This is a genomic window from Streptomyces dryopteridis (genome assembly GCF_049606955.1).
GTDB lineage: Bacteria > Actinomycetota > Actinomycetes > Streptomycetales > Streptomycetaceae > Streptomyces.
Genome location: NZ_CP187114.1, coordinates 1,916,443 through 1,941,461, shown reverse-complemented (window position 1 = coordinate 1,941,461; position 25,019 = coordinate 1,916,443). Strand labels below are relative to the sequence as shown.

Sequence of the window (25,019 nt, the reverse complement as noted above, 5' to 3'; positions counted from 1 at the left end):
CGGGCCGTCGATCGATGGATGTGCGGTCGGGGCGGCCGGAGTCCGGTCGCCCCGGCCGCACCGGCCTCAGCGGGCGGTCCAGTGGTAGGTCACGTCCGGCTCGTTCTCCTCGTTTCGGCTGCCGTCGTCGAACTCCCCGGCGGTGAAGCCGTGGTGCTCGTAGAAGGAGCGGGCCTCCTCGTTGCGCTGGAAGACGTGGAGCGAGAGTTCGTGCGGGGATGCCTCCTTGACCGCGGCGAGGAGGGCGGAGCCGATGCCACGTCGTCGGGCGTCGGGCCGCAGGTAGAGGTGGTCGAGGACGGTCCCGTCGAGCGCGGCGAAGCCGACGATCGCGGGGTCTTCGCCGGTCTCGGCCACCCATACCGTGCTGCCGGGCAGGACGATGGCCTCGATCCAGTACCGGGTCTGCTCGTCGGTGTGGATCCTGGGCAGGTACGGCATGGCGGCTGCCCGCGAGGCGAGGAAGACCTCCGTGATCTCGGCCGCGTCGGCCGCTCGCGCCGCACGCAGCCGCGGCTCGCGCGGCGCCGTGTTCTCCTCGGCACTGTTCGGGTTCGAGGACATGAGGGGTCGCTCTCTTCTGTCGGATGCGTCGGGTGTCAGAGTTCGTACAGGCGGCTGGCGAAGGAGACGCCCGCCGTGTGGGGGTCCCAGGTGAGGTCCTCGGGGCGGGGTCGGTCCACGGCCCGGGCGGGCAGGCCCGCGTCCTGGGTCATGGCCAGGAGGCGGACCGGGCGGCCCGTGTCCCTGACGGTGAGGGTCACCTCGGTGCCCGCGGAGGCCGGGGCCACGAGGAGGAGGCCCCACTTCCACACGGATTCGGTGTGCGGGCGGTTGACGCCGCCGCTCAGGGCTCCGGTGTCCGGGGCCGAGCCGGCGACCCGGGCGGCCACGACGGGGGTCGCCGCGGTGTCGACGTACAGGGCCAGCAGCGTCGGCTTCCCGGCCTCGGGCCGCACCGACAGGCGCAGGGTGCGGTCGCCGCCCTCGCGGGTGTCGGACACCCGGGTGACGACGGGGCGTGACATCGGGGCGACGGGGGCCGGGCCGGCGAGCAGGCCCCCGGGCGGTGCGGCCAGTGCGGGGGACCACTCCTCCAGGGAGTCCGTCCGCCGGTCGCCCGTGTAGTGGGTGACCCACGGGTGCGGGTCGGCGTCCTCGGACACCCACACGGCCTTCCCCCGGTCGGCGTCCAGGGCGTACATGAGACTGACGGGGCGCGGGTGCTCGCGGTCCGGCGTGTCGACCACGGCCTGGACGCCGAGCAGGGCGCCGCCGACCAAGGCCAACGCGACGCCGCCCGCCACCGCGCGACGGACGTGGGCGGCGGGCGCCACATGGGCGAGGGGCAGCAGCAGCGCCGCACCGGCGGGAACGGCCAGGGCGAGGGGGGCGGCGGCGGACGCGAGCCCCACGGTCGGGAACAGCAGGGCGACCAAGGGGGCCGTGAGCGCCACCGCGGGTAGGGCCGCGACCGTGAGCGCAATCGTTCGCCACAGCATACGCTCGGCCGCGCGGGCGGCCAGCGCGACACCGATCGCACCGCCCAGGGCGGTCCAGGTGAACACGTAGGCGGCCCCGGGCAGCAGCACCGCCAGGACGATGGCCAGCAGGGCCGACCACATGGCCGTTCCGGCGGCGGTCTCCACCGCGCCGGCCTTCCGACCGACCCAGACCAGCCACAGCCACACGGCTGCGGCCGTGAGTGCCAGCAGGCCCGCGACGGCGGGTCCCGTGCGGTACGGATCGCCCAAGTGGAAGAGGGCGTAGGAGGGCCGGACGAGGAGCAGGGCCTGCCAGGCGGCCCATCCGAGCGCGGCGGCGGCCACGAGCGGCAGGGGCAGGGTCAGGGCGACCCGGACCGTCCCGCGCAGCCCCAGAGCGCGGCGCCGGGCGGCGTACCCGACGGCGACGGCGAGCGCGATTGCGGCGAGCGACGCCAAGGGCAGGACAGCGCCCTGCGGGTAGTGGACCAGCAGCGGGCCGAGGTTGAACCAGGTGGCCTCGGAGGCCCGCTCCACCGCGCCGAGGTCGGCGGCCGACAGTTCGCGGACGGCCGAGAGGGAGGTGCCCCCCAGGTCCTGGAGGCTGTCGCGGTCCACGTGCGCCAGGTCGTCCTCGGGCCCGTGGTAGCGGGCGCTGCCGCCGATGACGGCGAAATTCAGCCCGGTCGCACCGGCGGCCCGGAACCGGGTGAAATCGGTGTCGTTCGGAAGCAGTCGGTATATTTCGTCGGAGAGGGAGGTCGCCACCGGCGGGGCGGCCCCCAAGGCTTCCACCAGGGCCGCACTGTGGGCGCCCGTCTCGAACATGACGGCCCGACCGCTGGTTCCGCGCGCTTCGAGGTTGACGACGACATCGGGCCCTCGACGGGTCTCGGCCAGTCGTCGCGCCGCCGCACGCCCGCCGAGCTGGGCCGTCTCCTCCATGTCGGTGAAGAGCAGGACCACGTCGTTGCGCGGTGCGGGGCCTTCGCGCAGGGCGCGGGCGATCTCCAACAGGGAGCCCACGCCGAGGCCGTCGTCGGAGGCGCCGGGACCGGTGGCCACCGAGTCGGTGTGCGCGACGAGCACCACGCGGCCGGTGGGGGAACTCCCGGGGATCGTGGCGGTGATGTTGTGCACGCGGCCCGCCAGATGCGCGCCGCCCTCCCCCGCCAACACCTCGGTCGACTCCTGCGGGTCCGGCGAAAGCCCGAGGCCGCGCAACCGCTCCGTCACATAGGCCCGGACCTCCTCGGCCTGGGCGGTACCGGAGGGGTGCGGAACCCGCCCGACGCGTTCGACGTGGGTCATGGCGCGCGTCGCGGAGAAGCCGGAAAGCCCACTGTCCGCCGGTTCCGCCGCCGGGGGAACGCGCACCGGAAGAACGCAGCCGAGCGCGACGAGACACAGCAGCAAAATTCCGGAAAGCGCGGGTACGCGCAGCCTCATCCATCCCCCATATTCGACGAAGCGCCCTCGTGGGGGGCTTGATCGTTCGGCAACCTAGCAGGGCTTCACAGAAGGAAACAAGGTCTTCACAAAACACGGGGCATGCGCTTGTATGGGCCTATGCAAGCGGGTCGACGCCACTGCTTCCCCGCTCCGCGAGCCACTTTCACATGGGGGGATCAGGGGTGAGCATCCCCGCCGTTCGTTTTCGGGACGTCGTGAAGACCTATGGTTCGACGAACGCCGTCGACGGGCTGGATCTCGATGTGCCGCAAGGCAAGTTCTTCGGGTTGTTGGGCCCCAACGGCGCGGGCAAGTCGACCACCATGCGACTCGTCACCGGGCAGAGCCGGGCGACCGGCGGAACGGTGGAGGTCCTCGGGCACCGCATGCCCGAGAATTCCCGCACGGTCCGCTCGCTGCTCGGCGTGGTGCCTCAGGAGAGCAATCTGGACACCGAATTGACGGTTCGCCAGAATCTCGACGTGTTCGCCAGGTTCAGCTCCATGCCCCCCCACCGGTACGCGGAGGCTGTCGAACAGGCGCTGGCCGCGGTGCGGCTCTCCGACCGGGGCGACAGCCGGGTGGAGGCGTTGTCCGGCGGCATGCGGCGCAGGCTGCTGCTCGCCCGCGGCATCCTCACCGCTCCCCGCCTTCTGCTCCTCGACGAGCCGACGGTGGGCCTGGACCCGCAGATCCGCCAGGACCTGTGGGACGTCATGGAGACACTACGGGCCTCCGGCACCACGGTGTTGATGTCGACGCACTACATCGAGGAGGCCGAGCGCCTCGCCGACGAGGTCGCCGTGGTCTTCGCCGGCCGGCAGATCGCCCGGGGCACCCCCGGGGAGTTGCTGCGGGCCCACGCCGGGGCACAGGCCGCCGAGTATCGCGGGGACGCGGCCCGTCGCACCGCCGTCGAGGAACTCGTAGCCCGCGCAGGCCTGACGAGCCGGCGTACCGGACTGTCGGTGTCGGTCCTGCGGGCCGAGACCATGCCGAACGACCTGCGCGAGGCCCTGGGCCCCGCCGACGTGCTGCGGCCCACCACTCTCGAGGACGTTTTCGTCGCCCTGACCGGCGAGCTCTTCGTCTGATCCCGGCATCTCGCCGTACCCCTACATCAGAAGGGACCCGCCCCCCATGACGAGGGCCGCACCGGCACGCCAGGCCGAGACGCCGACGAGCGTCCCCGGCGACGAGGCAGAGGCCACGACGCCCACACTGCTGCCGACGATGCGAGCCGTGTGGCTTCGGGAACTCCTGCTCTTCCGACGCTACTGGCCCGCCATCACCTTCGGCTCGCTCATCGAACCCCTGGTGTACATGGCCGGGTTCGGGCTCGGATTCAGCGCCTTGGTGGAATCGGCCGAAGGCCGGCCGTACCCCCAGTTCGTGGGCGTGGGCATGGTCGTGACCTCCGTCCTGTTCGCCTCCGCGTTCGCGGGCATGTTCGAGACCTACAATCGGCGTTGCCACCAGCACCTGTACGACGCGGTGCTCAGCCGGCCGGTGGACGTCTGGGAACTGGTCGTCGCCGAGGCCTCGTGGATCGCGGTCAAGTCGTCCGTCTACAGCTCCGTTCCCCTGCTGGTCACCCTCGCCATCGGTCTCCCCGCGAGTCCCACTCTGCTGCTCGTGCCCGTCGTCACTCTGCTGTCGGGGCTGGCCTTCGCCCTGTGCGGGATGTGGGTGTCCACCCTCGTGCCGGCGATCGACTGGCTCCGGCTGGTCGTCTCGGGCGTGCTGACCCCGCTCGTCATGGCCGCGGGTGTCTTCTTCCCGCTCGACGGCCTGCCGGAGTGGGTCCGCACGGCCGCCGCCGTCAACCCCATCTACCACTGCATGCAGTTGGTGCGCCACGCCGCCTTCGGCGTGCTCGACGCGGGCGACTGGCTGCACGCCCTGGTGCTCGTCGCCTTCACCGCGCTCGCCTGGTTCCTCGCGGTTCGGGGCATGAGCCGCCGACTCCTCGACTGACCCTCCCGACCGACACAGGAGCCACGATGACCAACCCCTTCGACAACCCGGACCGCCCCTACCTCGTGCTGCGCAACGAACGCTCCGACCACTCCCTGTGGCCGGCGGGCATCGACGTGCCCGCGGGTTGGGACGTCGTGCACACCGAGGCATCCCGCGAGGCGTGCGTGGCCTACATCGAGGCGGAAGCGGTCTGAATCCGCGGAGGGCACCAGCGGGCCTCCGGTGCTCGCGGCGTCACGCCGACACCGGACCGAAGGCTCCCCCGTAGAGCAGCCCGGCCGTCAGTACGGCCAGTGCTCCTGCGCGGGCCCACCATCCGGGTACGAACAGTGCCGCGGCCACCGTGTACGGCAGGCCGGTCAGCGCGAACCTCGTGCCGGCGCTACCCAGGTCGACTCCCTTGGAGTAGGCGGCGATGCCGCCCACGACTCCGCACGTCCCCAGGAGGAAGACCGCCACCGCCCAGCGCACGCGCCCGCCGGTGGAGGCGCAGGTCGGGATCAGGTTTCGGGCCGATCGGGCCACCAGGGTCAGCAGGAGGACCACGACCGGGACGCCCAGGGCGAGGGCGATCGCCATGCCGCCGGTGCCGCCTCCCCAGCCGGCCGCGAACACCGTGAATCCGAGGGCCGGTCCCGCGGCCGTCATCAGCCCCCAGACCGTCAGCAGGTGCAGGGCCGTGAGCGCTCCTTTGTCCCATCTCATGGCCCCGAGGCTCTCAAGCGGCCCCGCTCAGCGCATGAGTACACGTACTCACCCAAGCGACCGACCGGATTTCTCGTGGCCGCACTGCAACCGCCGCGACGTGTCGCACGTCACAGCATGCAGGAGTGACCGACTCCGATGACCAGTTGGGGGAAGCGTGAAACTCACCCGTTCCGTCCTCACCACCACCGCGTGTGCCGCCTTGGCCCTGGGGGCCACGACCGCGCTGGCGGCGCCTGCCTCCGCCGCGCCGAACACCACCCCGCAGAAGGTCTGCGGGAGTGCCTACAAGACCGTGAACTCGGCCGCCATCGGCTCGCTGGGCACCGTCTACCTGACGTACAACGCCTCGAACGGCAAGAACTGCGTCGCGACCATCCGCAACAACCCGGGTGCGGCGGTCGACATGGCGCTGTGGATCGAGGTCCCCGCGACCTGGGAGCGGGGCGAGGACTTCGGCCGGTACACCTCGTACGCGGGTCCGGCCTACGTGTACGGCAAGGGCAACTGCGTCGACTGGGGCGGGGGCATCAGCAACGTCCACGTGCAGGTGTACAACTCCAACTGTGGTGCGTTCAAGGAGCGTCGGGTCACCGAGGTTCGCTGATCCCACGACCCTCTACGGGTCGTGACGGTGTGTCCCGCTTCCGCGTGCGCTCGTTGGCCCATGCGGCGAGGGTCGTGAGCGGGATGCCCAGTTCTCGGGCGAAGGCGGGCCGGGCCGGTTGGAGCACCGCGTTGTTCCAGTCGTGTCCGGCCCCCCACGTCGGCATTCCCGCGTCGAGCGCCTCGCGCAGGCTCATGGCGGGTGCCGTGACGGGCACGCCCCAGGCGGTGGACAGGGTCTGTGCGACCTGCCGCATCGTGAGCAGGTCACCGGCCAGTTCCAGTTCCACCCGGTGGAATCGGTCGGGGTCGCACAGGGCGTGGGCGGCGGCGCTCCCGATGTCCCGTACGGCCACCAGGGCGAGCCGGGTGTCCGGTTGCAGTACGGTCGCCAGGCCGCCTTGGGGGCCCTTGGGTGCCAGCAGGGGCAGGTTCTCCATGAAGAAGGCGGGCTTGATCACCGTCCAACGGGCGAAGCCCGCGCCGCGTACCGCGTCCATGATCGCCTGTTTGGTGTGGAAGTAGTCGGCCATCGCCGCCCACCGGCCTTCGGCCCAGCCCGGGGCCCGGGTGTGCCGGCCGACGCCGCTGGTCGAGGACTGGACGAACTGCCGCACTCCCTCGGCCTTCGCCGCGTCCAACAGGTTGAGGGCCTGGGCGAGTTCGTCCGCGAAGTCGACGCCGGTCTCGCTCATGGGCGGCATCTGCACGGAGAACACCGCGCGGACCCCCTCGACCGCCGGGCCGAGGGAGGCCCGATCGGAGAGGTCCGCCCGGACCAGCTCCGCGCCGAGCGCCTCGATGGCGCGGGCGGGCTCCGAGTGCGGATCCCGGACGAGTGCGCGGACGGGGATCCGGGCGGCCAGGAGGGCGCGGGCCGTGGCCCCGCCCTGTTGACCGGTGGCTCCGGTGACCAGGACGGTATCGCTGTCGACGGGCATGGTCGCTGCTCCTCACACACCGGGGAACGAAAACGGCGGGGTCCGCCGTTTTGCCTGTCGTTAAGATATGGCGGGGCCCGCCGATTTGGCAACGAGGAGATTCATGACCGGTCAGCGCTCGGACGCGCGACGCAACCACCAGCGCATCCTCGCCGTCGCCGAGGCCGAGGTCGCCGCGCACGGCGCCGATGCCTCCCAGGAGCGGATCGCCCGGATCGCGGGGGTCGGATCGGCGACCGTGCGCCGCCACTTCCCCACCCGCCGGGCCCTTCTCGAAGCCGTGTTCCACGAGCGCGTCGAGGGCCTCGCCGAGCGGGCCCGCCGGCTGGGCGCGGCCGAGGACGGCCGCACCGCCCTACTGGAGTGGCTCCGCGCCCTCGTCGACTACGCGGTCTCGGCCCGCGGGTTCGCCGACACCCTCAGCTACGAGCCGCCGACCGAGGACGCCTCCCCCGACTCCTGCGGCGCGAGAATCGAGGCGGCCGGAACTCCCCTGCTGGAGCGGGCCGTTCGCGACGGGGCGGTCGCGCCGCACGTCACCTTCCACGACCTGCTGACCCTCTCCGTGGGCATCGCCCTGGCCACGGAGCACCACGAGGACCCCGGCGCCCAGGCCGGCCGCCTCTTCCGACTCGCCGTGGAGGGGCTCAGCCCGAGGCCGTGATCGCGGCCGGCGGGGGCTCGGCGTGCACGGCACCGGCCGCGGTCTGCCGGGGCCGTGCCTCGTGGGGTTCGGCGCCGACGAAGGAGAGCGGCCGGTCCGGGTCCGGGCGGGTGATCTCGATCCGGCCCGGCGGGAGGGTTCCGGACAGGTTTCGGTGGTGGTGGGCACCGGGGTGGGGCGGGGTCGTTGTCCCGTTGGCACATCACCGGGGACGGGGTGGTGCCACGACGCGGCGCGCACCCGGCGCCCCGCGCCCCGTTCCGTCCCCCCGCACGCGCGAAAGAGGACTCCCGCCATGCGACAGCCTTCCCTCTGGGCCACCGCCGCGGCACTCGCCGCGGTCCTGCTCGGCGTCACCTCACCGGTGCACGCCGACTCCGTCTCCACCGGCAACACGACCAGCTCGATGGAGCTGTCGACCGCCTCGGCCTCGCCCGGTGAGACGGTCACGTTCACCCTGACCCTCACCAACGACACCGCCGCGCCCGTGACCGCCGCGCACACGCTCACCGCGAGCGATCCGATCTTCTCCCCCACCGACAGTCTCGCCTGCGAGACGCTCGCCGGTCCCTGGGCCGGGGTGTGCGTGGTCCAACCGCCCGGCAGGACCTTCCAGGTGAACCACGGCTTCGGCTCCTCGCCGAAGATCCCCGCCCACTCCACCGCCCGGGTGCGGATCACGACCACCGTGGCCGCGAACGCCGCCCCCGGCGTCCACACCCTCACCCCCACCGGGAACGTCGGCGGCGCCGGCGGGGCCTTCTCCCCCGCCTCCGTCCCCTTCCGGGTCCTCGAACCGGCCGATCTCGCCGTGGGGCTCACGGCGCGGGCCGACGGGGCGAACAGCTCCGTCACCTACACGCAGACCACCACCAACACCGGTCCCGGCACCCTTGCCACCGGCACGGTCACCACCACCCTCCCCGACCGCACCACCTCCGTCACCGGCCTCCCGGCCCACTGCGCCTACGACGCCGCCGCCAAGGCGGTGGCCTGCACCGCCGTCGACCTCGCCGCCGGGGCCACCGCCCGCTCGACGTTCACCGCCCACCTCGACCTGCTCTCCCTCGGACGCCTGTCGGCCGTCGCCACCCGCACCCACAGCAGTCCGATCGACCCCGACCCGGGCAACGACACCGCCGGCGCCGACTGCTCCGCCGGGACCGGGCTGACCGTCCGCTGCTGACGGAGCGGGGGCGGGTCAGGTTCTGTTCGTGAGCACGGGCAGGCGGTCGACCCCGCCGATCAGGGAGCCGCCCGGGAACGGCAGGGAGCGGGGCGGTACGGCCGGGCGCAGGTCCGGGGCGCGGTCGGCGAGCGCGCCGATCGCCGTCCGCAGCTCCAGCAGGGCCAGGGCGGCCCCGATGCACCGGTGGGGGCCGTGCCCGAAGGCGAGGTGCGGTCCGGGGGGCCGCGTGATGTCGAAGACGTTCGGCCGGGTGAAGACGGCGGGGTCGCGGCCGGCGTGCGCGTGCGAGGGGACGACCGCCTCGCCCGCCCGGACGAGGGTCGTGCCCACCGTCACGTCGGCGACGGCGAGGCGGGGCAGGCCCACGTCGGCGATGGTGTCGAAGCGGAGGATCTCCTCGACGGCCGGGGTCAGCAGGGTCCGGTCCTCGACGAGGGCCCGCCACTGGGGCGGGTGGTTCAGCAGGGCGAGGACCCCGTTGGTGAGGGTGGCGGCCGTGGTGGCGTGGCCGGCGACGAACAGGTTCACCGTGGTCGCGAGGAGTTCCGCGCGGCTGAGCCCGCCGGCCAGATGGGCCCGGCGCAGCCGGTGCAGCACCCCGCCGGGGATCAGGGTGTCGGCCCCGTTCTCCGGCAGGAGCAGGCGTTCCCAGTGCAGGCGCAATGCCTCGTGACCGGCCCGTGCCTCCCGAGGCGGCAGGGAGGTCAACGCGAGTTTGCGGCGGGCCCACCCGGCGAGTGGGGCACGCCGTTCCGGGCGCACCCCGAGGACCTCGCACAGCACGGCGTCGGCGAGGGGCAGGGAGAACGCGGCGTGCAGGTCGACGGGGGTCGTGCCGTCGGCGGGCAGGGCGTCCAGGAGCCGGTGCACGTGCCCGGTGACGGTGGGGGTGAGGGCCGCCACGGCGTCACGGCGGAACGCGGGGGCGCACAGCCGTCGGACCCGGGTGTGGTCCGGCGGGTCGAGGCCGAGCAGGCTCGGCTCGTCCCGGTCGGCGAGGGTCATGCGGGGCCCGCCCGGGGCGGTGAGCATCTCCCGGCGGCTGAACCGGCGATCGGCGAGCACGCGAGTGACGTCGGCGTGCCGCACCGCGAGGTGTGCGGGATGGCCGCTGGGCAGGGTGATCCGGGCCAGGCCGGGAGTGGTCAGGAGACCGGTGTGCGGCATGGGGGCCAGGCAGTGCGGACGGTCGAAGGGGTAGCCCGGGGGCCGGGGCCCCGAAGGGCTCGGGTGGTGCGGGTCGGAGGGCGCGGTCGGGGTCACGGGGTTCCTTCCGTCGGGCCGGTGCCGGACGGTCCCGTGCCGCTGGGGGCGGGCGTGATCGGGGCCGGGGTGGGCGGAGCGGGCGTGGTCGGGGCCGGGGTGGTCGGCAGGCCGCAGTCGGCTCTCGGGTGCGTGTGGGGCGGACGGGGTTCGCGGCGCAGCAGGTCCCGCCACCGTCGGTGCAGCGCGGCGTCGGTGGCGAGTCCGAGCCGGTCCAGCACGCGCGTGGCGGTGGCGCGGGGGTCCTCGGCCAGGTCGCGGAACCGGACGGTCAGACAGCGGTCGGAGACGGCGGGGTCGGTGGTGAAGGCCCGCATCCGCGCGAGACCGACGTGGGTGGCGGCGGTGAGTTGACGGCCGACTTCCCGGGGGTCCACGGCGTCGCTGCGTTTGCGGCGCGCCGCGAGGGCCAGGCCGCACACCGAGCCGATCGCCTCGTCGAGGTCCCGTTCGAGGACCACGTACCGGGCGCCGGGATGCGCCGCGTCGAGCTCCGGGAGGTGCCACAGGTGGGAGGGGCTCTTGAGCAGGAGCCGGGCGTCGGCGGGCGCCGGGCGCCGGGCCAGGACGTGTGCGAGCTGCGCGCGGTGCAGGCGGTAGGCGGTGGTGAGGTCCTGTTCGGCGAGCCAGGCCGCGTACGTGGGGACCCGGTAGCCGATCGACCCGAGCACGCTGTTGCGAAAGTCGACGTTCATGAGGTGCTCGCACTCCTCCGGCGCGTGCGCCCCGGTCGGGTGCACGCGGGCCAGGTCGGGCGCGGTGCGGGCGAGGTCGGCCACGTGCCGTTCGGCGTCCGCGACCAGCTCGGCGTCCTCGACCCCGGGCGGGGAGAGCGGCGCGAGAAGCTCCCACAGGCGCGGTGCCCGCAGCGCGGGGTGCTCGGCGAGCAGCCGGTGCAGGAGGGTGCTGCCGGTGCGGGGCAGTCCGATCAGGACCACGGGCGGGGCGAGCTCCAGGGGCGGTACGGGACCGGCGTGCAGCCGCAGCCGCGTGCACAACGCGCCGAGGAGGGTCGCCCGGATCTCGGCGCGGCCCGCCGGGGTGAGCCGGGCCTCGGACTCCAGGGACGCGATCAGCACGTCGAGGGCGGGCCCGTGGGTGGGCGGCCCGAACGCGCGCAGACCGGTGCGTCGGACCGCCTCCGCCCGGAGCTCCTCGGCGTCCAGGCGCGGCGCGGCCGGCAGCGTCGCCGCGTCCACGAGGTCATCGGCGCGGCCGCTCATCGGTCACCGGCCGCGGGGTTCGGGTCCCGGCCGGCCGCCGCGCACCGCTCGGCGATCAGGTCGACCAGGGCGAGGAGGCGGGCCGGTTCCGTGCGCGGGTTGATCGGGCAGAGCCGGAACGTGCGGCGACCGGCCACGGTGACGCCGACCAGCATCGCGCGCCCCTCCGCCCGCAGTTCCCGGCATACCCGGTCCACGAGCTCGTCGGGCCGGTCGGGGTGGGGGCGGAAGGTGACCACGGCCGAGGACGGGCCGGTCACCAGCTCCAGGCCGGGGTGCGCGTCCACGTGCGCGGCGACGGCCTCGGCGGCGTCGAGCCCCCGGTCGACGGCGGCCCGGAACGCCCGCGCGCCGAACACCTTCAGCGACAGCCACAGCCGCAGCGCCCGGAACTCCCGGGTCTGCTGCACCCCCCACTGGAGGTAGTCGGGCTCGGCGTGCGGATCGCCGGAGGTGTCCGCGCCCGCTTCCAGGTAGGACGGGAGCTCCACGCCGAAGGCGCGGGTCAGGTGCTCGGGTTCCCGCAGCAACACGCAGCCCGATTCGGCGGGTTGGAAGAGCCACTTGTGCGGATCCAGGCTCAGCGAGTCCGCGTCGGCCAGGCCCGTCAGTCGCGCCCGTCCCCGTTCGGTGAGGGCGGCGGCCGCGCCGAAGGCCCCGTCCACGTGCAGCCAGAGGCCCTCCGACCGGCAGAACGCGGCCAGTTCGGGCAGCGGGTCCACGGCGCCGGTGGCGGTGGTCCCGGCGTTGGCCACGACCAGGAACGGGCGCAGTCCGTGCCATCGGTCCTCGGCCACGCGGCGGGCCAGGTCGGTCGGGCAGATCCCTCGGCGCGGGTCGCCGGGCAGGATCCGGACCCGCGTGGAGTCGATGCCGAGGACGTGCAGGGCCCGCGGTACGGAGAAATGCGTCTGGTCGGAGAAGTAGGCCGTGGCGGCCCGCGCCTCGGTGCCCACCCGGGCGTCGCGCGCCGCGGTCAGCGCCGTGAGGTTGGCGGTGGATCCCCCGGACACGAACAGTCCCGAGGTGCCGGGGCTCAGCCCGAGCAGTTCGACCAGCCACCGGACCGTGGCCGACTCGATCGCGGCGGAGACCGGTGCGGTGAACCGCCAACCGCCCGGGACGGCGAAGCCGGTGGCGAGGGTGGCGCCCAGGATTCCGGTGACGGTCCCCGGGGAGGGCGTGAACGCGAGGAAATCGGGGTGGTCCGGGTGGGCGTTGCCCTCGCGCAACAGTCGCCCCACCTCGTCCACGACGTTCAGCGGGGCGCCCGCCGGGCCCTCCGGCAGGGGCTCGGCGCGCAGCCGGGCGCCGGTGGCCGGGGCGTCCGGCGCGGCCACGGGGGAACCGGGAGGGGCGTCGTGCAGGTGCCCGGTGACGATCTCCCACGTGCGCCGACCCAGGGCACGTGTCACCTCCGCCGGCAGCTCCAGGGCGGCCGGGGCCCGTTCGTCGGGGTCCGATCCCCCGTCCTCGTACATGATCGTCTTCACGGAACGACGATGGGCCGGTGCCCACGGGCGGCGCAAGAGCCCTTTTCGGGCGCCGGTTTCCGGCCGGGCCGGACTCCTCGGGGCGCGGCACGGGCTCCGGGGGGGGGTGGGTCGGGCGGGGGCCGGACCGGGTTCGGTCCTTCCGTGCGGCGGGCGCCGCCCTCACCCGGGGCCGGCTCGACACGGACGGGGGCTCAGCCCGCGGGGTCGCCGCGGTCCCCGGTGCGCTCTCCGGCGTGCTCTTCGGCGTGGTCGAGGACGATCAGGATCTCGGCGGGCCCGCGGTCGCTGCGCAGGGCGTGCGGGATCGTGGTGGGGAAGGACGCGCTCTGTCCGGCCTCGACGCGGACGACGCGGTCGCCGAGGTAGAGGACGACGGTGCCGGACAGGACCGTGAACCGGTCGCGGCCGGGGTGGACGCCGAGATCGTCCGGGCCGACCTCGCCCGCCTGCTCCGTGATCCGCATCTTGCCGACGGTGGGGCCCCGGGACCCGTCGCCCTCGTTGAGCAGCCAGGTCGTCAGCCCGCGACGGGGGTCGTGGTCGGGCCGGATGATCACGCCGGAGTCCTCGGGTGAGGCGACGAGCGCGTCGAGGGAGGTGCCGAGCGCCCCGGCGATGGCGGTCAGCTGGTCGAGGCTGAGCCGCCGGTGACCGGTCTCGATGCGGCTGAGCTGGGACGGGCTGATCCGGGCGCGTTCCGCGAGGTTCTCCTGCGACCAGCCGCGCGCCGTGCGCAGGGCCCTGATCCGGGTCCTGACGGCGGCGTCCACGGTCGATTCTTGCTCCACCGGCAAGAGCCTATGACACCTCGGCGGTGATCGACCTACCGTCGGGGCATGACCACACATCACGAGCGGGCCGAAGAGGCGGAAGCGGCCTTGGCGGGGCTGCTGGAGTTGGACGGCGAGGTCCTGGCCCCCTATTTCGCGGGGCTCACCGATCGGCTCGCCGAACTCGTCGACCGTCCTCCGGCCCGTGTCCTGGACCTGGGCAGCGGCCCCGGCACGGGCAGCCTCGCGCTCGCCCGCCGATTCCCCGGCGCGCGGGTCACGGCGGTGGACCTCTCCGCGCGCATGCTGCGCCGCCTGCGGGAGCGGGCCGCGGCGCGGGGGGTGGGCGACCGGATCGGCACGGTCGAGGCGAACGTGGACGAGTCCTGGACGCGGATCGGACGGGGCGGGCCGTACGACCTGGTCTGGGCCTCCGCGTTCCTGCACCACGTCGCCGATCCCGCCCGGGCCTTCACGCGGATCTTCGAGAACCTGCGTCCGGGTGGGCTGGTCGCCGTCACGGAGATGGACTGCGTGCCCCTGTTCCTGCCCGAGGACGCCGGCGTGGGCCGGCCCGGTCTGGAGGGCCGGCTGCACGCCGTCACGAACACCGGGTCGCCCCACGACTGGACCGACGCGCTCCGGGCCGCCGGGTTCGTGCGCCGGGACCGCCGGCCCGTCGACATCCGCCTCGACGGCGCCCAGGCGGGCCCGTCCCTGAACGCCTATGCCCACGGTTTCCTGGCCAAACTGCGCTCCCACGCCTCCGAGGCACTGACGGCGGAGGACCTGGCCGCGCTGGACGCCCTGCTGGATCCGGCGCACCCCCTCGCCGTCGCCCACCGCGACGACCTGGTCGTGCGCACCACCCGCACCACCTGGACCGCTCACCGGCCCTGAACGGTTCAGGGGGTGTGGGTGGCGATGAGGAGGCCCGTGGACCAGGTCAGGCGCAGGGGGTGCAGGTGGGGGTGGTGGGTGACCTGGGTGAGGAAGGCGTCGACGGCGCTCTGGTGGCCGGGGGGCCAGGAGGGTTGGGGCAGCAGGTCGTCCACGACGTAGAGCCCGCCGGGTTCGAGGAGGCGGAGCACGTCGTCGAGGCGGGTGAACTTGCCGGGTGGGCAGTCGGCGTACGCGAGGGCGTAGGGGCCGGGGTCGGGTGTGTCGAGCCAGGTGTCGGCGTCGGCGGTGACGAAGCGCACGCGCCGGTCGTGGCCGAGGTGGGTCTCGGCGACGGACCGGACCCCGGGGTCCTCGTCGATCGTGAGGAGCCGGGCGTCCGGGGTCATGCCGTGCAGCAGCCACGAGGTGCCCGCGCCGGTGCCGGTGCCCAGTTCCAGGAGCCGGCCGCCGGGCTTGGAGCTGGCCAGCGCGGCCAGCAGGGCGCCGGTGCGTTCCTCGCAGGCCATCGCGAAGCCCAGGGCCTCGGTGTCGGCGAGGATGGCGTCCAGGGCGGGTGGGCGCGCGGTGGGGGTGTCCCGCACGGGCGGTCCTTTCGGAGGGGGTGTTGGGTCAGCGCAGGACGAGGGAGAGGGTCCGGGGTTGGTGGAAGACGGCGCCGCTCGTGGTGACGGCGGCGCCCGGGGCTGGGGTCGCGTCGGCGAACCGGTGGGTCAACGCGGCCAGCAGGGAGGCCAGTTCGTCGAGGGCCAGGCGCGCTCCGGCGCAGGCGTGGGGTCCGGTGCCGAAGGTCATCAGGGGTCCGCCGGCTCGGTCGGGGAGGAAGGCGTCGGGGTGGTCGAAGGCGGCCGGGTCGCGGTTGGCGGCGGCGAGGTCGAGTTCGACGACGGCGCCCTGGGCGATCGGGGTCCCGTCGAGGGTCGTGTCGGCGGTGGCGAAGCGGACGGTGCGGCGCAGGGGGGTGAGCCACCTGAGGGATTCGCGGACGACGTCCGCCGGTGCGAGCCGTCCGGTGCGGACGGCCCGCCACAGGTCCGGGCGGCGGAGCTGGGTCACTATGAGGTTGCCGGCGGCGGCGGCCGTGGTGCGGGTGCCGGCGGCGAGCAGCAGGAGTGCCGTGCGGACGGCCGTGTCGAGGTCGGTGTCGAGCGCCGGGGTGGACGTGGGGTCGGGCGCGGGGTTGGGTGTGGGGTTGGTGAGGGAGTTCTTGAGCAGGGTCAGCAGGCCGTCCGGTTCCGGGCCGGCGCGGAGGTGGTCCCGGACCCAGGCGGCGAGTTCGTCGCGGGCGGCGACCGCCGCGAGCGGGGGGCCTGGGGTCTCGATGTGGTCCGTGATCGGCACGAGCCGGTCCCACACCCACTGTGCGTCCCGCGCCGGCAGGCCCAGGACCCGCAGTAACACGCGGGTGGGCAGGGTGGCGGCGATCCGGGTCATGAACTCCACGGGCTCGCCCTCGGGCAGCGCGTCGACCAGTTCGGCGACCGCGGGGTCGATGACCCGGCGCCGCCAGTCGGGCATCCGGCCGGGGGTGAACCAGGTGACGTGCGAGCGCAGTCGGCGTCGGCGCGGTCCGTCGACGTCGATGGCGGTGGGGCCGAAGAGTTGGCGGGTCGCGCGGAACGGGTGCTCGACGGTGAAGTCGGGACGGCGCAGCACCTCCCGCACCAGTCGGTGTTCGGTGAGGACGAGGGGCGCGGGCGGGGCCTGCACCGCTCAGACCTCGAATCGCAGCGGGGCGCGGCCGGCGAGGAAGTCCGCCAGTCCGCACAGGTCGCCCATGGTCTCGCCGGCGCGCAGTCGGGCCCGCAGTTCCTCCTCGCGTCGTCCCAGCAGGACGGCGGCCCGGATGACGGGGCCGGCGGTCTCGGCGGGGACGGTCAGCACGCCGTCGCCGTCGGCGAAGATCCAGTCGCCGGGGCGCAGGGTCCGGCCGCCGACCGTGACGGTCTCCGGTACCTGCCGGGCGGGGACCTTCGCGGTCTTGGCCGACACGAAGGTGACCTCGGTGCTGTGGACGGGGAAGCCGATGGCCGGGAGGGTGTCCACGTCGCGCACGGCGCCGTCGACGATGAGCCCGGCCAGGCCCCGGTGTTTGCAGGCGGTGGCCATGATGTCCCCGGCGAGGGCCTCGGAGCGGGCCGCCGTGTTGCGCACGAGGATCACCCAGCCGGGCGGTGCCTGGTCCAGGGCCTGGAGCACGGGCAGCATGTCGTTGTCGGTGTGCACGGGGAAGACCGGGCCGGCGATGGGCAGGCCGGGGGTGCGGGAGCGCAGGGGCGCGTCCACGACGGCGGCGTGGTCGGGGGCGGCGTCGTGCAGCAGGGCGCAGCCCAGGGGGGCGAAGAGGGCCGCGAGCCGGCGGATCTCCTGTTCGTTCTGCCCGGTCATCGCTCCTCCCCGGGGGCGGGCGGGGTCGAGGCGACCATGTCGTACAGCCCGTTGATCGTGTAGAAGGAGCTGATGGAGTAGTTCTCGACCGGGATCTCCCGTCCGGTGAGGCGTTCGAGGGTGACGATCAGTTCCACCAGGCGCAGGGAGTCCACCAGGCCGAGGGTGAAGAGGTTGTCGTCGGGTCCGAAGGCTTCCGTGACCTCCGGGTTGCTCTTGGTCAGGAACTCCGTGACGGCGTCGGTGAACTCGGGGCGGTCGAGCATGGTGCTCTCGTGCTCCTTCCGGGTGTTCAGCGGGTGGGATCGGTGGTGGGGCCGGTGGTGGGGCCGGTCGTGGCCTTGACGGCGGCGACCAGGACGGCGAGGGCCGCCTCCAGTCGGGCGGGTGGGATCGTCAGGGGCGGGGCGACGCGGACGCGTTCGGAGGCGGGGCCGCCGACGAAGGCGACGACTCCGTCCTCGAACGCGCGGCGCACGGCCCGCGGGCCGCGTCCGCCGAGCACTTCGAAGGAGAGGGTCGGCCCGGTGAGGTGGACGCCGCGGACCTCGGGCAGCGGGCTGAGCCGGTCGGCCGCGTCCCGCAGGGCCCGGTGCACGCCCGCCGCCAGGTCCGCGACCGGGGTCGAGTCGAGCCAGCGGGTCACGGCGGCGGCGGCCCGGTAGCCGGGCACGCCGGTCTGGAAGGTGTGTGCCAGGCGGACGCCGGGGTCGGTGTGCGGTCCTTCCAGTGCCTCGTCGTGGACGACGGCCGACAGCGGGTACAGCCCGTTCGTGAGGGACTTCCCGAACAGCAGGACGTCGGGGGTCAGGCCCCATGCGCGGGCCACGCTCAGCGGTCCGTGCCGGTGGAAGCCGCTCTGCACCTCGTCGGCGACGACGATCACGCCGGCCTCGCGGGCCCCGGCCGCCAGGTCGGCCAGCCAGGCGCGTTCCAGGGGGACGTAGCCGTTGGCGCCCTGCACCGGTTCGAACAGCAGGCAGGAGTAGAGGGACCAGTCCGGGGGCGGGGAGCCGGGTTTGAGGAAGTCGACGTCCTCGCCGAGCCGGGTCACGCCCGGGCCGGCCTGGAGCGCGAGCGCGTGCTGGATGCCGGTGACGGCGAGGGTGTCCTGGCCCAGTCCGTGGAAGGAGCCCTCCATGGCGAGGATCCGGCCGGCGCGGGCGCGGCGGGCCAGGGCCAGGGCCGTGGAGACCGCGAAGCTGCCGCCGACCTGGAACAGCACCCGGTGGCGGGGGAGGTTCAGGCGGGCGCACAGCCAGTCGGCGACCTCGTCGGCCTCGGGCGGGTAGAAGCAGCCGGCCAGGTCGGCGGGCTCGTCGGCGGAGGCGGTGATGTCGGGGTTGGCGTGCCCGAAGTTCACCGCGCCGTAGGCGCTCATCAGGTCCGTGTAGGCGCGCTCGGGGCCGTCGGGGGTGGACAGCACGAGGACCTCGTTGCGGGCGCTCACGAGCCGGTGCCGGGAGGACAGGACGTGGGATTCGTCGAGCAGACTGCGCCGTGACGTGTGCCGTGACATGCGACCTTCTCTCAACGGGTGCCTTCTCGGGGCGGGTGGGCGGCGCTCGCCAGGGCGTGCGCGGCGCGGCGGTCGAGCTTGCCGTGCACCGAGTGCGGCAGCGCGGGCACGAGGACGACGCGGCGCGGCACCATGTAGTCGGGCAGGCGTTCGCGGCAGTGGGCCCGCAGTTCGCGTTCGCTCGGGGTGGCCGGCGCGTTCGGTCCGGACGGCGCGGCGGGCACCACGCACACCGTGGGTTCGGCGCCCTCGCCCCGGTCGGTGACCAGGGCGACGACGCCCGCGACGGCGGGGTGCTCCAGCAGCACCCGTTCGATCTCCTCCAGTTCCACCCGGTTGCCGCGGATCTGCACCTGGTGGTCGCGGCGGCCGGCGAAGCGGAATTCGCCGTCCTCGGTGAGGGTCGCCAGGTCCCCGGTGCGCAGCACCCGTTCCGGGGCCAGGGGCCGGGTCGGGTCGGGCACGAGGGCGGCGGCGGTGGCGTCGGGGTCGCCCCAGTAGCCGCTGAACAGGGTGGTGCCGCGCAGGTGGAGTTCGCCGGTGTCGCCCGGTTCGGTGACCGGCTTGCCGTTCTCGTCGAGCAGCAGCAGTTCGCAGCCCTCGTGGGCCGGGCCGATCGGCATCGCGTCCCAGGTCTCGGGGATCGGGTCGGGCAGGTCGCGGAACGAGCACTGGATCGACTCCGACTGCCCGTAGCCGTGCGTGAGTCGGACCCCGGGCAGGAGCCGGGCGAGCCGGCGGACCTCGGGGCCGGGGAAGTGTTCGCCGGTGAAGTGGACGGCGCGTAGGGCGGCCGGGACCTCGATCCGCTCCCCCGCCGTGGCCAGCAGCGGGCGCCAGACCGACGGGACCGCGCTGACCAGGCTCACCCCGTGCGCGTCGAGCCGGCGCAGCAGGCGGCGCGGGTGGTGCACGAGCATCCTGGGCACCTGCACCAGGGTGGCGCCGGAGCCGAGGGCGAGCCCGAGGTCCAGCAGGCTGAGGTCGAAGCTCAGCGGGGAGAAGCTGCCCACGCGGGCCTCGCCGGGCAGGGCGAAGTGTGCGGTGAGGGCGCGGAAGAAGGCGACGAGCGAGCGGTGCGAGTTGGTGATGCCCTTGGGCCGGCCGGTGGTGCCGGAGGTGAACACGATGTACGCGGGGTCGGTGCCGAGGGCGCGGCGGTGCGGGACGGGGCGCGGCGCTCCCCTGTGGAAGCGCGGGCCTTCGGCGGTGACCTCGGCCGCGTGGGCGACCGGGGCCGGTGGGGGCGGGGCGCCGGGGGCGTGCAGCCAGGCCGCGGCCTCGACGTGTGCGGCGATCTCGCGTACCCGTGGGGCCGGGGTGTCGGGGGACACCGGCACGTACACGGCGCCGGCCATGGAGCAGGCGAGGAACACGCCGACGGCCTCGGCGGTGGGTTCGAGGGCGACGAGCACGCGGGCGCCGTCGGTCAGGCCGTGGCGCAGGAACTCGGCCGCGCAGGTCCGGGCGTAGTGGGTCAGCCGGGCGTAGGACCAGGTGCCGGTGGGGCCGTCGACGGCGTCCCGGTCGGCGGGTCCGCGCAGGAGCAGTTCGTGGGTGAGGGGGTCGGTGGGCAGGGTGTCGGTCACGTGGTCGTCTCCGGGGGGTCGAAGGCGAGGGCCGCGAGGAGTCGGCGCAGCGCGGTGGTGTCCCCGCTGATCCGGACCCCGTCCTCGGCGAGCACCTCGTCCAGGTCGCGCCGGTGCCGGCTCAGGTCGTGCCAGGGACCGGCGGGGCCCCGGTAGACCACGTCGGCGGTGTCGGCAGCGTCGGCCGACCCGCGGTCGCCGGTGATGCCCTCGGGGGTCGCGCGGATCGTCCACCGCGAGGGCGAGGCGTCGAGGAGTTCCAGGCCCAGTACTATGCCCGCGCCGATCTCCGCCGGTCGGTAGACGGCGGCCAGCGGCGCCAGCCAGCGGTCGGCGGGCACGCCGATCAGGGTGCCGGAGGCCCGGAAGGTGACGGGGCCGTCGGCGACGCCGCCCTCGACGAGGGTGCGCAGGACCCGCCCGGTCCTCTCCTCGACCCGGCCGCGCAGGAACAGCGGCTCGCCGACGGGAGTGGGGCGCAGGTAGCGGACCTCCAGGCGGGCGGTCATGGTGGGGCCGTCCCAGGCGGCGGTGCCGATCAGCGCCATCGCCTCGTCGACGAGGGCGGCGAGGTGTCCGCCGTGGGCGATGCCGGGGGCGCCCTCGGCGTGGGCGGGGACGGTGTACCGGGCGGTGCCGTGTTCCTCGTCCCAGGTCAGGCGCAGGCCCAGGCCCCGTTCGTTGGCCGTGCCGCAGCCGTAGCAGCCGGGGTAGTGCTCCAGCGGGTCCGTGCTCACGCGGGCGGTTCCTCTCTGCCGACGAGGGTGGCGACCTCGGGCGTGCAACGGGCGTGGGGGCCGTGCGCGGCCAGGGTGGGGCGTGGTGGGCCGGCCAGGGGGACCAGGCGGTTGGAGGTGGAGCCGTGGCAGAACTCCTCGAAGCGCGAGGTGTCGCCGCCGTCGATCCGGGCGAAGGCGGCCAGGCCGGGGTCGAGTGCCTTCTCGACCCCGTCCTCGTCGGTGAACTCCAGGCGGCCGTGGTTGAGGAAGGCGACGACGCCGAGCAGCAGGGTGCGGCGGGCGCGGGCGGGGATGCCGAGCCGGCGGCACTCCTCCTCCATCAGCAGGCTGCCGGCCACGCAGTCGGCCACGCCGGTCCTGCGCACGAGGTCGGTGTCGCGGGCGAGGGAGAACGGCAGGGACTGGAACCGGAAGTCGTGGGTCAGCCAGCGCATCAGTTCGGCCGGTCGTGGGTCGAGGACGCGGTGTCGGACGCCGGCGGTGGTGAGGTGCCAGGTGACCTCGACGGGCCCGTCGGCGCCGGTGACGGCCAGCTCGTGGGCGGCGGGTTCGGGTCGGGGCCGGCCGGTCAGTTCCCGGACGGTGCCGCCGGATGCCTCTGGCAGGGGGCGGGCCACCGTCCACCGGTCCTCGTCGCCGCAGTGTTCCGGGGCGCCGCAGGAGGCCCGCAGCCGCAGCCGCCAGTCCATGGGCGCCAGCCAGGTCGCGGTGTCCGCGCGGGCCAGTCGGCCGACGAACAGGGCGGCGTACTCGGGCAGCGACCGGAGCGACCCGGAGTACAGGCCGAGGTTGTAGAGGTCGTGGGCGTCGAAGCGTTCGTCGCCGGTGGGTCCCGCGGACGGCAGTCCCTCGCGGACCAGGAGGTCCAGGAGGGCGTCGTCGCAGCGCAGGGTGCGGCGGGCGGCGGCCCGGTCCTGGTCCTCGCGGCGGTGCGGGGCGGGTATGGGGACGAGGGCGGCCAGGGAGTCGGTCCAGCCCTTCGTGTGGTCCTCGTCGCCGGTCACGGGGCCTCCGATCCGAGGGGTACGGGTCCGAGGGGTACGGGCGGTCGTGGGCGGTATTCGGTCACGCCGGTGGGGTCGGGTCCGGTGAGTCGTCGCCACATGGCGCGCCGGCGGGGTTTGCCGCTGGTGGTGCGCTCGACGCAGCCGGTCGGCCCGTGGAAGAGGCGGCGGTGGACGCCCGCGCCCACGTGCCGGCGCACGACGGTCGCGACGGCGTCCCAGGGGCCCGCGGCGCCGTCCGGGGCCGGGTCGCGGGGTGCTCGGCCCTCGATCAGGACGATGACCGTGTCGGTGGAGCCGACGGTGCCGAGGAGGGCCACGACGCGGAACGGGGGCAGGCCCAGGCGCAGGGCGACCTCGTTCTCGACGTCCTCGGCGAACACCGTGGTGCCCCGTACCTTGAGCGCGTCGCCGAGACGTCCGACGACGAAGAGTTCGCCGTCGCGCAGCAGTCCGCTGTCGCCGGTGAGCAGCCAGCCGTCCGCGTCGGCGATCGGGCGCGGGCCGGCGGGGCCGAGGGCGCGGTGGGCGACGCCGGGGCCGCGGACGGCGATCGTGCCGAGGTGTCCCTCGGGCAGTTCGGTGCCGTCCTCGGCGAGGATCCGGAGTTCGGCGCCGGCGATCGGGGGGCCGCAGCCCACCACCCGGGCCGAGCGGCTCACGGCGGGGCTCGTGGCGGGGCTCGTCGTGGGACGGTCGGGGGTGGTGAGGGGGGTGGGGGCGGGGGCCGGGGCGTGGGCGGCGTCGGGGCGCAGCACGGTGCGCACGGCCCGCCCCGGGTGGACGCCGGTGACCGCGAGGGTGCTCTCGGCGAGCCCGTAGGCGGGGCACAGGGCCTCCGGTGCGAAGCCCCGGGGCCGCAGGGCCCTCGCGAACCGGTCGAGGAGTTCGGGATCGACGCGTTCGGCGCCCACGATCACCGACCGCCAGTGGCCGAAATCCCATCCGTCGAGGGCCTCGGGGCGGCGTTCCACCTGCCGCAGCACGTGGGACAGTCCGAAGGCGGGGGTCGCGGTGAGGGTCGCGCCCAGGGCGCCGAAGCACTCCAGCCACAGGAGGGGGGAGCGGACGAATTCGGCGGGGCTCAGGGCGAGGATCCCGGTGCCGGTGACCACGGGGGCGAGGAGGCAGCCGATCAGGCCCATGTCGTGGTGGACGGGGAGCCAGGTGGCGGTGAGGTCGCCGGGCCGCATCCCCAACCACCGGGCGATTCCGGCCAGGTTGCTCTCCAGGTTCTCGCGGCCCACCTCGATGGCGCGGGGTTCGCCGCTGCTGCCCGAGGTGAACTGGAGCAGGGCGGCGCGGGCGGGGGCGCGGGGGACGGTCAGGGGGGTGGCGCGGGCGACGCGTTCACCGGTCAGGACGGGGGCGACGAGTCCGGCCCGGTCCCGGGCCGCCTCGACGTGGGTCAGGCCGGCGGTGTCGGTGACGACGGCGGCGGGTCGGGCGGTGCGCAGGCGGCGTGCGGTCTGCTCGGTGTGGCGGGCGGTGTCCGCGAACAGGGCGGGCGGGGCCAGCGGGTTGGGGGTGGCGCCGGCGGCGAGGGCGCCGAAGAAGGCCGCGACGAACTCGGGTCCGGTGGGCAGGACCACGGACACCGCGGCCCCGGGGCGGACGCCGGCCTCGGTGAGGGCGCCGGCGACGCGGAGCGTGGCCTCGGCGAGGTGGTGGTAGTCGCGGCGTCGCCAGGTGTTCCCGGTGCGGAAGGAGATGCCGGTGTCCTCGGGCGGGTCGTGGAGCCAGTCCAGTAATCGGGTCACCGGGCGGCCTCGGCGAGGCGGGCGACCAGCGATTCCACGTCGTGGACCGTGACGATGTCGAGGACGGCGGTCTCGTCGACCCGGCCGATCGCGAAGCGCTCTTCGATGGTCGCGGCCAGTTCGATCAGTTGGAGGGAGTCGAAGGCGAGGTCGTCGGCCAGTCGGGCCTCGCCGGTGACCTCGCTCGGGTCGAGTTCGCCGATGCGCGCGACGATGGCGCGGACCTCGTGGGTGATGGTGTCCTGCGGGCTCACTCGTTCGCCTCTCCGCCGGGGGGCCGACCGGCCGACCGGCTCGGGTGGGTGCCGTAACGGTCCTCGTACGCGGTGACGGCCCGTTCGCAGGCCCGGAACCAGGCGTGCCGGGCCTCGTCCGCCAGGTCGGGCAGGCCGATCCGCACGAGGCGCCGGCGGAGCGTGGCCGCCGCCGCCTCCCACTGCTCCACCAGGGCCCGCCCCTGACGCACCGTCAGGGCCCGCAGGCCCAGGGGGGTGATCAGTCGGCGTTCGGGGTCGACCAGGGCCATCGCGGCGGCGGGGATCCCGTCGAACACCTCGCGGGCGATGACCTCGCGGTGCCCTTCGCGGACGCCCTCGCGCAGCGCGATGACACCGAACGCGGCGTGCCGGGCCTCGTCGCGGGCCACCCGGGCCAGGCCCTCGGACAGGGCGGGCAGGCCGGGCAGGGCGTCGACGGTGCGGGCCAGGGAGTGCAGCAGGGTCATGGCCAGGACCCCCTCGGCCATCAGGTGGTAGAGGGTCACCGCCCGGTACCAGTGGGCCGGGTCGCCGCCGGGTCGGACGGCCGAGGTCAGCTCGCCGAGGCGGTGTTCGACCACGTCCGCGAACGCCTCGGTGCGGCGGCCGGGGGTGTGCAGGTCCTGCGGCCGGTGGGCGTCGGGGCCGACGAGGGCGTCGAGGCAGCGTTGGAAGAACAGGGTGTGCCGGGCCTCGTCGGCGAGTTGGGTGCACAGGTAGAGCTGGTGGTCGTGGCGGGGTGCGCCGTGGGCGAGGGGGGCGAGGGTCTCGGTGACGGAGACCTCGCCGAGGAAGAGTCCGGCGAGGCCGGTGAGGAGGCCGTCGCGGACGGGCGCGGGCAGGGCGTCCCAGGCGGGGCGGTCGCCCGCGAGGTCGAGGTCGGAGATCCGCCAGTTGTGCTGTTCCCAGCGGTCGTACAGGTCGAGCGCGCCGGCGCCCCTGGCCTCGGGGACGTCGGTGTCGGTGTCGGGATCGGGGTCGCGGGCGTTCGGGGGCAGGTCCTCGATGATGCGCTGGGGCACGGGTGTTCCGCCTCTCGCGATGTCGCGGTCCGGCGGAACTCGATGGCACCCGCCCGGGGAAGACCCG

The 25,019-nt window shown here is 74.5% G+C and carries 26 protein-coding genes; 7 read left to right on the top strand and 19 right to left on the bottom strand.

Features of this window, described 5'->3' with window-relative positions; genetic code table 11:
• Positions 1–66 precede the first annotated feature (66 nt).
• Positions 67–564 carry an N-acetyltransferase family protein gene (locus tag ACN20G_RS35275; protein WP_424217344.1) on the bottom strand — a complete coding sequence of 166 codons (498 nt, stop codon included), beginning with the start codon at positions 562–564 and terminating at the stop codon, positions 67–69.
• A 35-nt stretch (positions 565–599) separates the two neighbouring features.
• Positions 600–2,795: a M20/M25/M40 family metallo-hydrolase gene (locus ACN20G_RS35270; RefSeq protein WP_424217343.1), complete on the bottom strand. Its 2,196-nt coding sequence runs from the start codon at positions 2,793–2,795 to the stop codon at positions 600–602.
• A 323-nt stretch (positions 2,796–3,118) separates the two neighbouring features.
• Between ACN20G_RS35270 and ACN20G_RS35265 the strand changes: the two genes are divergently transcribed.
• The 3 genes from ACN20G_RS35265 to ACN20G_RS35255 are packed head-to-tail and all read left to right on the top strand — an operon-like array spanning position 3,119 to position 5,110.
• Positions 3,119–4,030 (top strand): ABC transporter ATP-binding protein, encoded by a 912-nt coding sequence (locus ACN20G_RS35265; protein ID WP_424217342.1) that lies wholly within the window; start codon positions 3,119–3,121, stop codon positions 4,028–4,030.
• Positions 4,031–4,076: 46 nt separating this feature from the next.
• Entirely contained in the window at positions 4,077–4,913 is an 837-nt protein-coding gene (locus ACN20G_RS35260) for an ABC transporter permease (protein ID WP_424217341.1), read from the top strand.
• Between the two features lie 26 nt (positions 4,914–4,939).
• The gene (locus ACN20G_RS35255; RefSeq protein ID WP_424217340.1) at positions 4,940–5,110 is read left to right on the top strand and encodes an MbtH family protein; all 171 of its coding nucleotides are present in this window, start codon (positions 4,940–4,942) and stop codon (positions 5,108–5,110) included.
• Between the two features lie 40 nt (positions 5,111–5,150).
• On the opposite strand, the gene ACN20G_RS35250 is transcribed toward ACN20G_RS35255, so the two are convergent.
• Positions 5,151–5,621, bottom strand: a complete 471-nt coding sequence (locus ACN20G_RS35250) for a hypothetical protein (RefSeq protein ID WP_424217339.1) — start codon at positions 5,619–5,621, stop codon at positions 5,151–5,153.
• 157 nt (positions 5,622–5,778) lie between these two features.
• Here ACN20G_RS35250 and ACN20G_RS35245 point away from each other — a divergent pair, with 157 nt between their 5' ends.
• Positions 5,779–6,228, top strand: a complete 450-nt coding sequence (locus tag ACN20G_RS35245) for a spore-associated protein (protein ID WP_424217338.1) — start codon at positions 5,779–5,781, stop codon at positions 6,226–6,228.
• Here ACN20G_RS35245 and ACN20G_RS35240 read toward each other — a convergent pair.
• On the bottom strand, positions 6,212–7,168 hold the full coding sequence (locus ACN20G_RS35240; protein ID WP_424217337.1) for an NmrA family NAD(P)-binding protein: 957 nt from the start codon (positions 7,166–7,168) through the stop codon (positions 6,212–6,214). The two genes, ACN20G_RS35245 and ACN20G_RS35240, sit on opposite strands and share 17 nt — an antisense overlap.
• Before the next feature lie 103 nt (positions 7,169–7,271).
• Here ACN20G_RS35240 and ACN20G_RS35235 point away from each other — a divergent pair, with 103 nt between their 5' ends.
• Together ACN20G_RS35235 and ACN20G_RS35230 are read left to right on the top strand one after the other, a co-directional pair.
• Complete coding sequence (locus ACN20G_RS35235) at positions 7,272–7,832, top strand: TetR/AcrR family transcriptional regulator (RefSeq protein WP_424217336.1); 561 nt, start codon at positions 7,272–7,274, stop codon at positions 7,830–7,832.
• Positions 7,833–8,127: 295 nt separating this feature from the next.
• Positions 8,128–9,018, top strand: coding sequence for a hypothetical protein (locus ACN20G_RS35230; RefSeq protein WP_424217335.1), 891 nt, complete (start codon positions 8,128–8,130; stop codon positions 9,016–9,018).
• A gap of 15 nt (positions 9,019–9,033) precedes the next feature.
• Here ACN20G_RS35230 and ACN20G_RS35225 read toward each other — a convergent pair whose 3' ends face one another.
• From ACN20G_RS35225 to ACN20G_RS35210, 4 genes are all read right to left on the bottom strand, one after another.
• Positions 9,034–10,284: a cytochrome P450 gene (locus ACN20G_RS35225; protein ID WP_424217334.1), complete on the bottom strand. Its 1,251-nt coding sequence runs from the start codon at positions 10,282–10,284 to the stop codon at positions 9,034–9,036.
• Positions 10,281–11,507, bottom strand: coding sequence for a sulfotransferase family protein (locus tag ACN20G_RS35220; RefSeq protein ID WP_424217333.1), 1,227 nt, complete (start codon positions 11,505–11,507; stop codon positions 10,281–10,283). Before ACN20G_RS35220 ends, ACN20G_RS35225 begins: the two co-directional genes overlap by 4 nt.
• Positions 11,504–13,000: a pyridoxal phosphate-dependent decarboxylase family protein gene (locus ACN20G_RS35215; RefSeq protein WP_424217332.1), complete on the bottom strand. Its 1,497-nt coding sequence runs from the start codon at positions 12,998–13,000 to the stop codon at positions 11,504–11,506. Before ACN20G_RS35215 ends, ACN20G_RS35220 begins: the two co-directional genes overlap by 4 nt.
• A gap of 194 nt (positions 13,001–13,194) precedes the next feature.
• Complete coding sequence (locus tag ACN20G_RS35210; RefSeq protein WP_424217331.1) at positions 13,195–13,791, bottom strand: helix-turn-helix domain-containing protein; 597 nt, start codon at positions 13,789–13,791, stop codon at positions 13,195–13,197.
• 48 nt (positions 13,792–13,839) lie between these two features.
• On the opposite strand from ACN20G_RS35210, the gene ACN20G_RS35205 reads away from it, so the two are divergent.
• Positions 13,840–14,673 carry a class I SAM-dependent methyltransferase gene (locus tag ACN20G_RS35205; RefSeq protein ID WP_424217330.1) on the top strand — a complete coding sequence of 278 codons (834 nt, stop codon included), beginning with the start codon at positions 13,840–13,842 and terminating at the stop codon, positions 14,671–14,673.
• Between the two features lie 5 nt (positions 14,674–14,678).
• Here the strand turns inward: ACN20G_RS35205 and ACN20G_RS35200 are convergent, their stop codons facing one another.
• From ACN20G_RS35200 to ACN20G_RS35150, 11 genes are read right to left on the bottom strand one after another with little or no spacing between them, the layout of a single operon-like run.
• Positions 14,679–15,257: an O-methyltransferase gene (locus ACN20G_RS35200; protein ID WP_424217329.1), complete on the bottom strand. Its 579-nt coding sequence runs from the start codon at positions 15,255–15,257 to the stop codon at positions 14,679–14,681.
• Between the two features lie 28 nt (positions 15,258–15,285).
• Positions 15,286–16,383, bottom strand: a complete 1,098-nt coding sequence (locus ACN20G_RS35195) for a cytochrome P450 (protein WP_424217328.1) — start codon at positions 16,381–16,383, stop codon at positions 15,286–15,288.
• Positions 16,384–16,386: 3 nt separating this feature from the next.
• Positions 16,387–17,061 (bottom strand): RraA family protein, encoded by a 675-nt coding sequence (locus ACN20G_RS35190; protein ID WP_424217327.1) that lies wholly within the window; start codon positions 17,059–17,061, stop codon positions 16,387–16,389.
• Positions 17,058–17,327, bottom strand: a complete 270-nt coding sequence (locus ACN20G_RS35185; protein WP_424217326.1) for an acyl carrier protein — start codon at positions 17,325–17,327, stop codon at positions 17,058–17,060. The genes ACN20G_RS35190 and ACN20G_RS35185 overlap by 4 nt, the downstream gene beginning before the upstream one ends.
• A 26-nt stretch (positions 17,328–17,353) precedes the next feature.
• The gene (locus ACN20G_RS35180) at positions 17,354–18,580 is read right to left on the bottom strand and encodes an aminotransferase class III-fold pyridoxal phosphate-dependent enzyme (RefSeq protein WP_424217325.1); all 1,227 of its coding nucleotides are present in this window, start codon (positions 18,578–18,580) and stop codon (positions 17,354–17,356) included.
• 11 nt (positions 18,581–18,591) lie between these two features.
• Positions 18,592–20,169: an AMP-binding protein gene (locus tag ACN20G_RS35175; RefSeq protein WP_424217324.1), complete on the bottom strand. Its 1,578-nt coding sequence runs from the start codon at positions 20,167–20,169 to the stop codon at positions 18,592–18,594.
• Positions 20,166–20,906: a PaaI family thioesterase gene (locus ACN20G_RS35170; RefSeq protein WP_424217323.1), complete on the bottom strand. Its 741-nt coding sequence runs from the start codon at positions 20,904–20,906 to the stop codon at positions 20,166–20,168. Before ACN20G_RS35170 ends, ACN20G_RS35175 begins: the two co-directional genes overlap by 4 nt.
• A complete protein-coding gene (locus tag ACN20G_RS35165) occupies positions 20,903–21,913 on the bottom strand; it encodes a hypothetical protein (RefSeq protein WP_424217322.1) in 1,011 nt (336 codons plus the stop codon). The genes ACN20G_RS35170 and ACN20G_RS35165 overlap by 4 nt, the downstream gene beginning before the upstream one ends.
• Entirely contained in the window at positions 21,910–23,673 is a 1,764-nt protein-coding gene (locus tag ACN20G_RS35160) for an AMP-binding protein (RefSeq protein ID WP_424217321.1), read from the bottom strand. Before ACN20G_RS35160 ends, ACN20G_RS35165 begins: the two co-directional genes overlap by 4 nt.
• Complete coding sequence (locus tag ACN20G_RS35155; RefSeq protein WP_424217320.1) at positions 23,670–23,927, bottom strand: acyl carrier protein; 258 nt, start codon at positions 23,925–23,927, stop codon at positions 23,670–23,672. Before ACN20G_RS35155 ends, ACN20G_RS35160 begins: the two co-directional genes overlap by 4 nt.
• Complete coding sequence (locus ACN20G_RS35150; protein ID WP_424217319.1) at positions 23,924–24,952, bottom strand: hypothetical protein; 1,029 nt, start codon at positions 24,950–24,952, stop codon at positions 23,924–23,926. The genes ACN20G_RS35155 and ACN20G_RS35150 overlap by 4 nt, the downstream gene beginning before the upstream one ends.
• Positions 24,953–25,019: the final 67 nt, after the last annotated feature.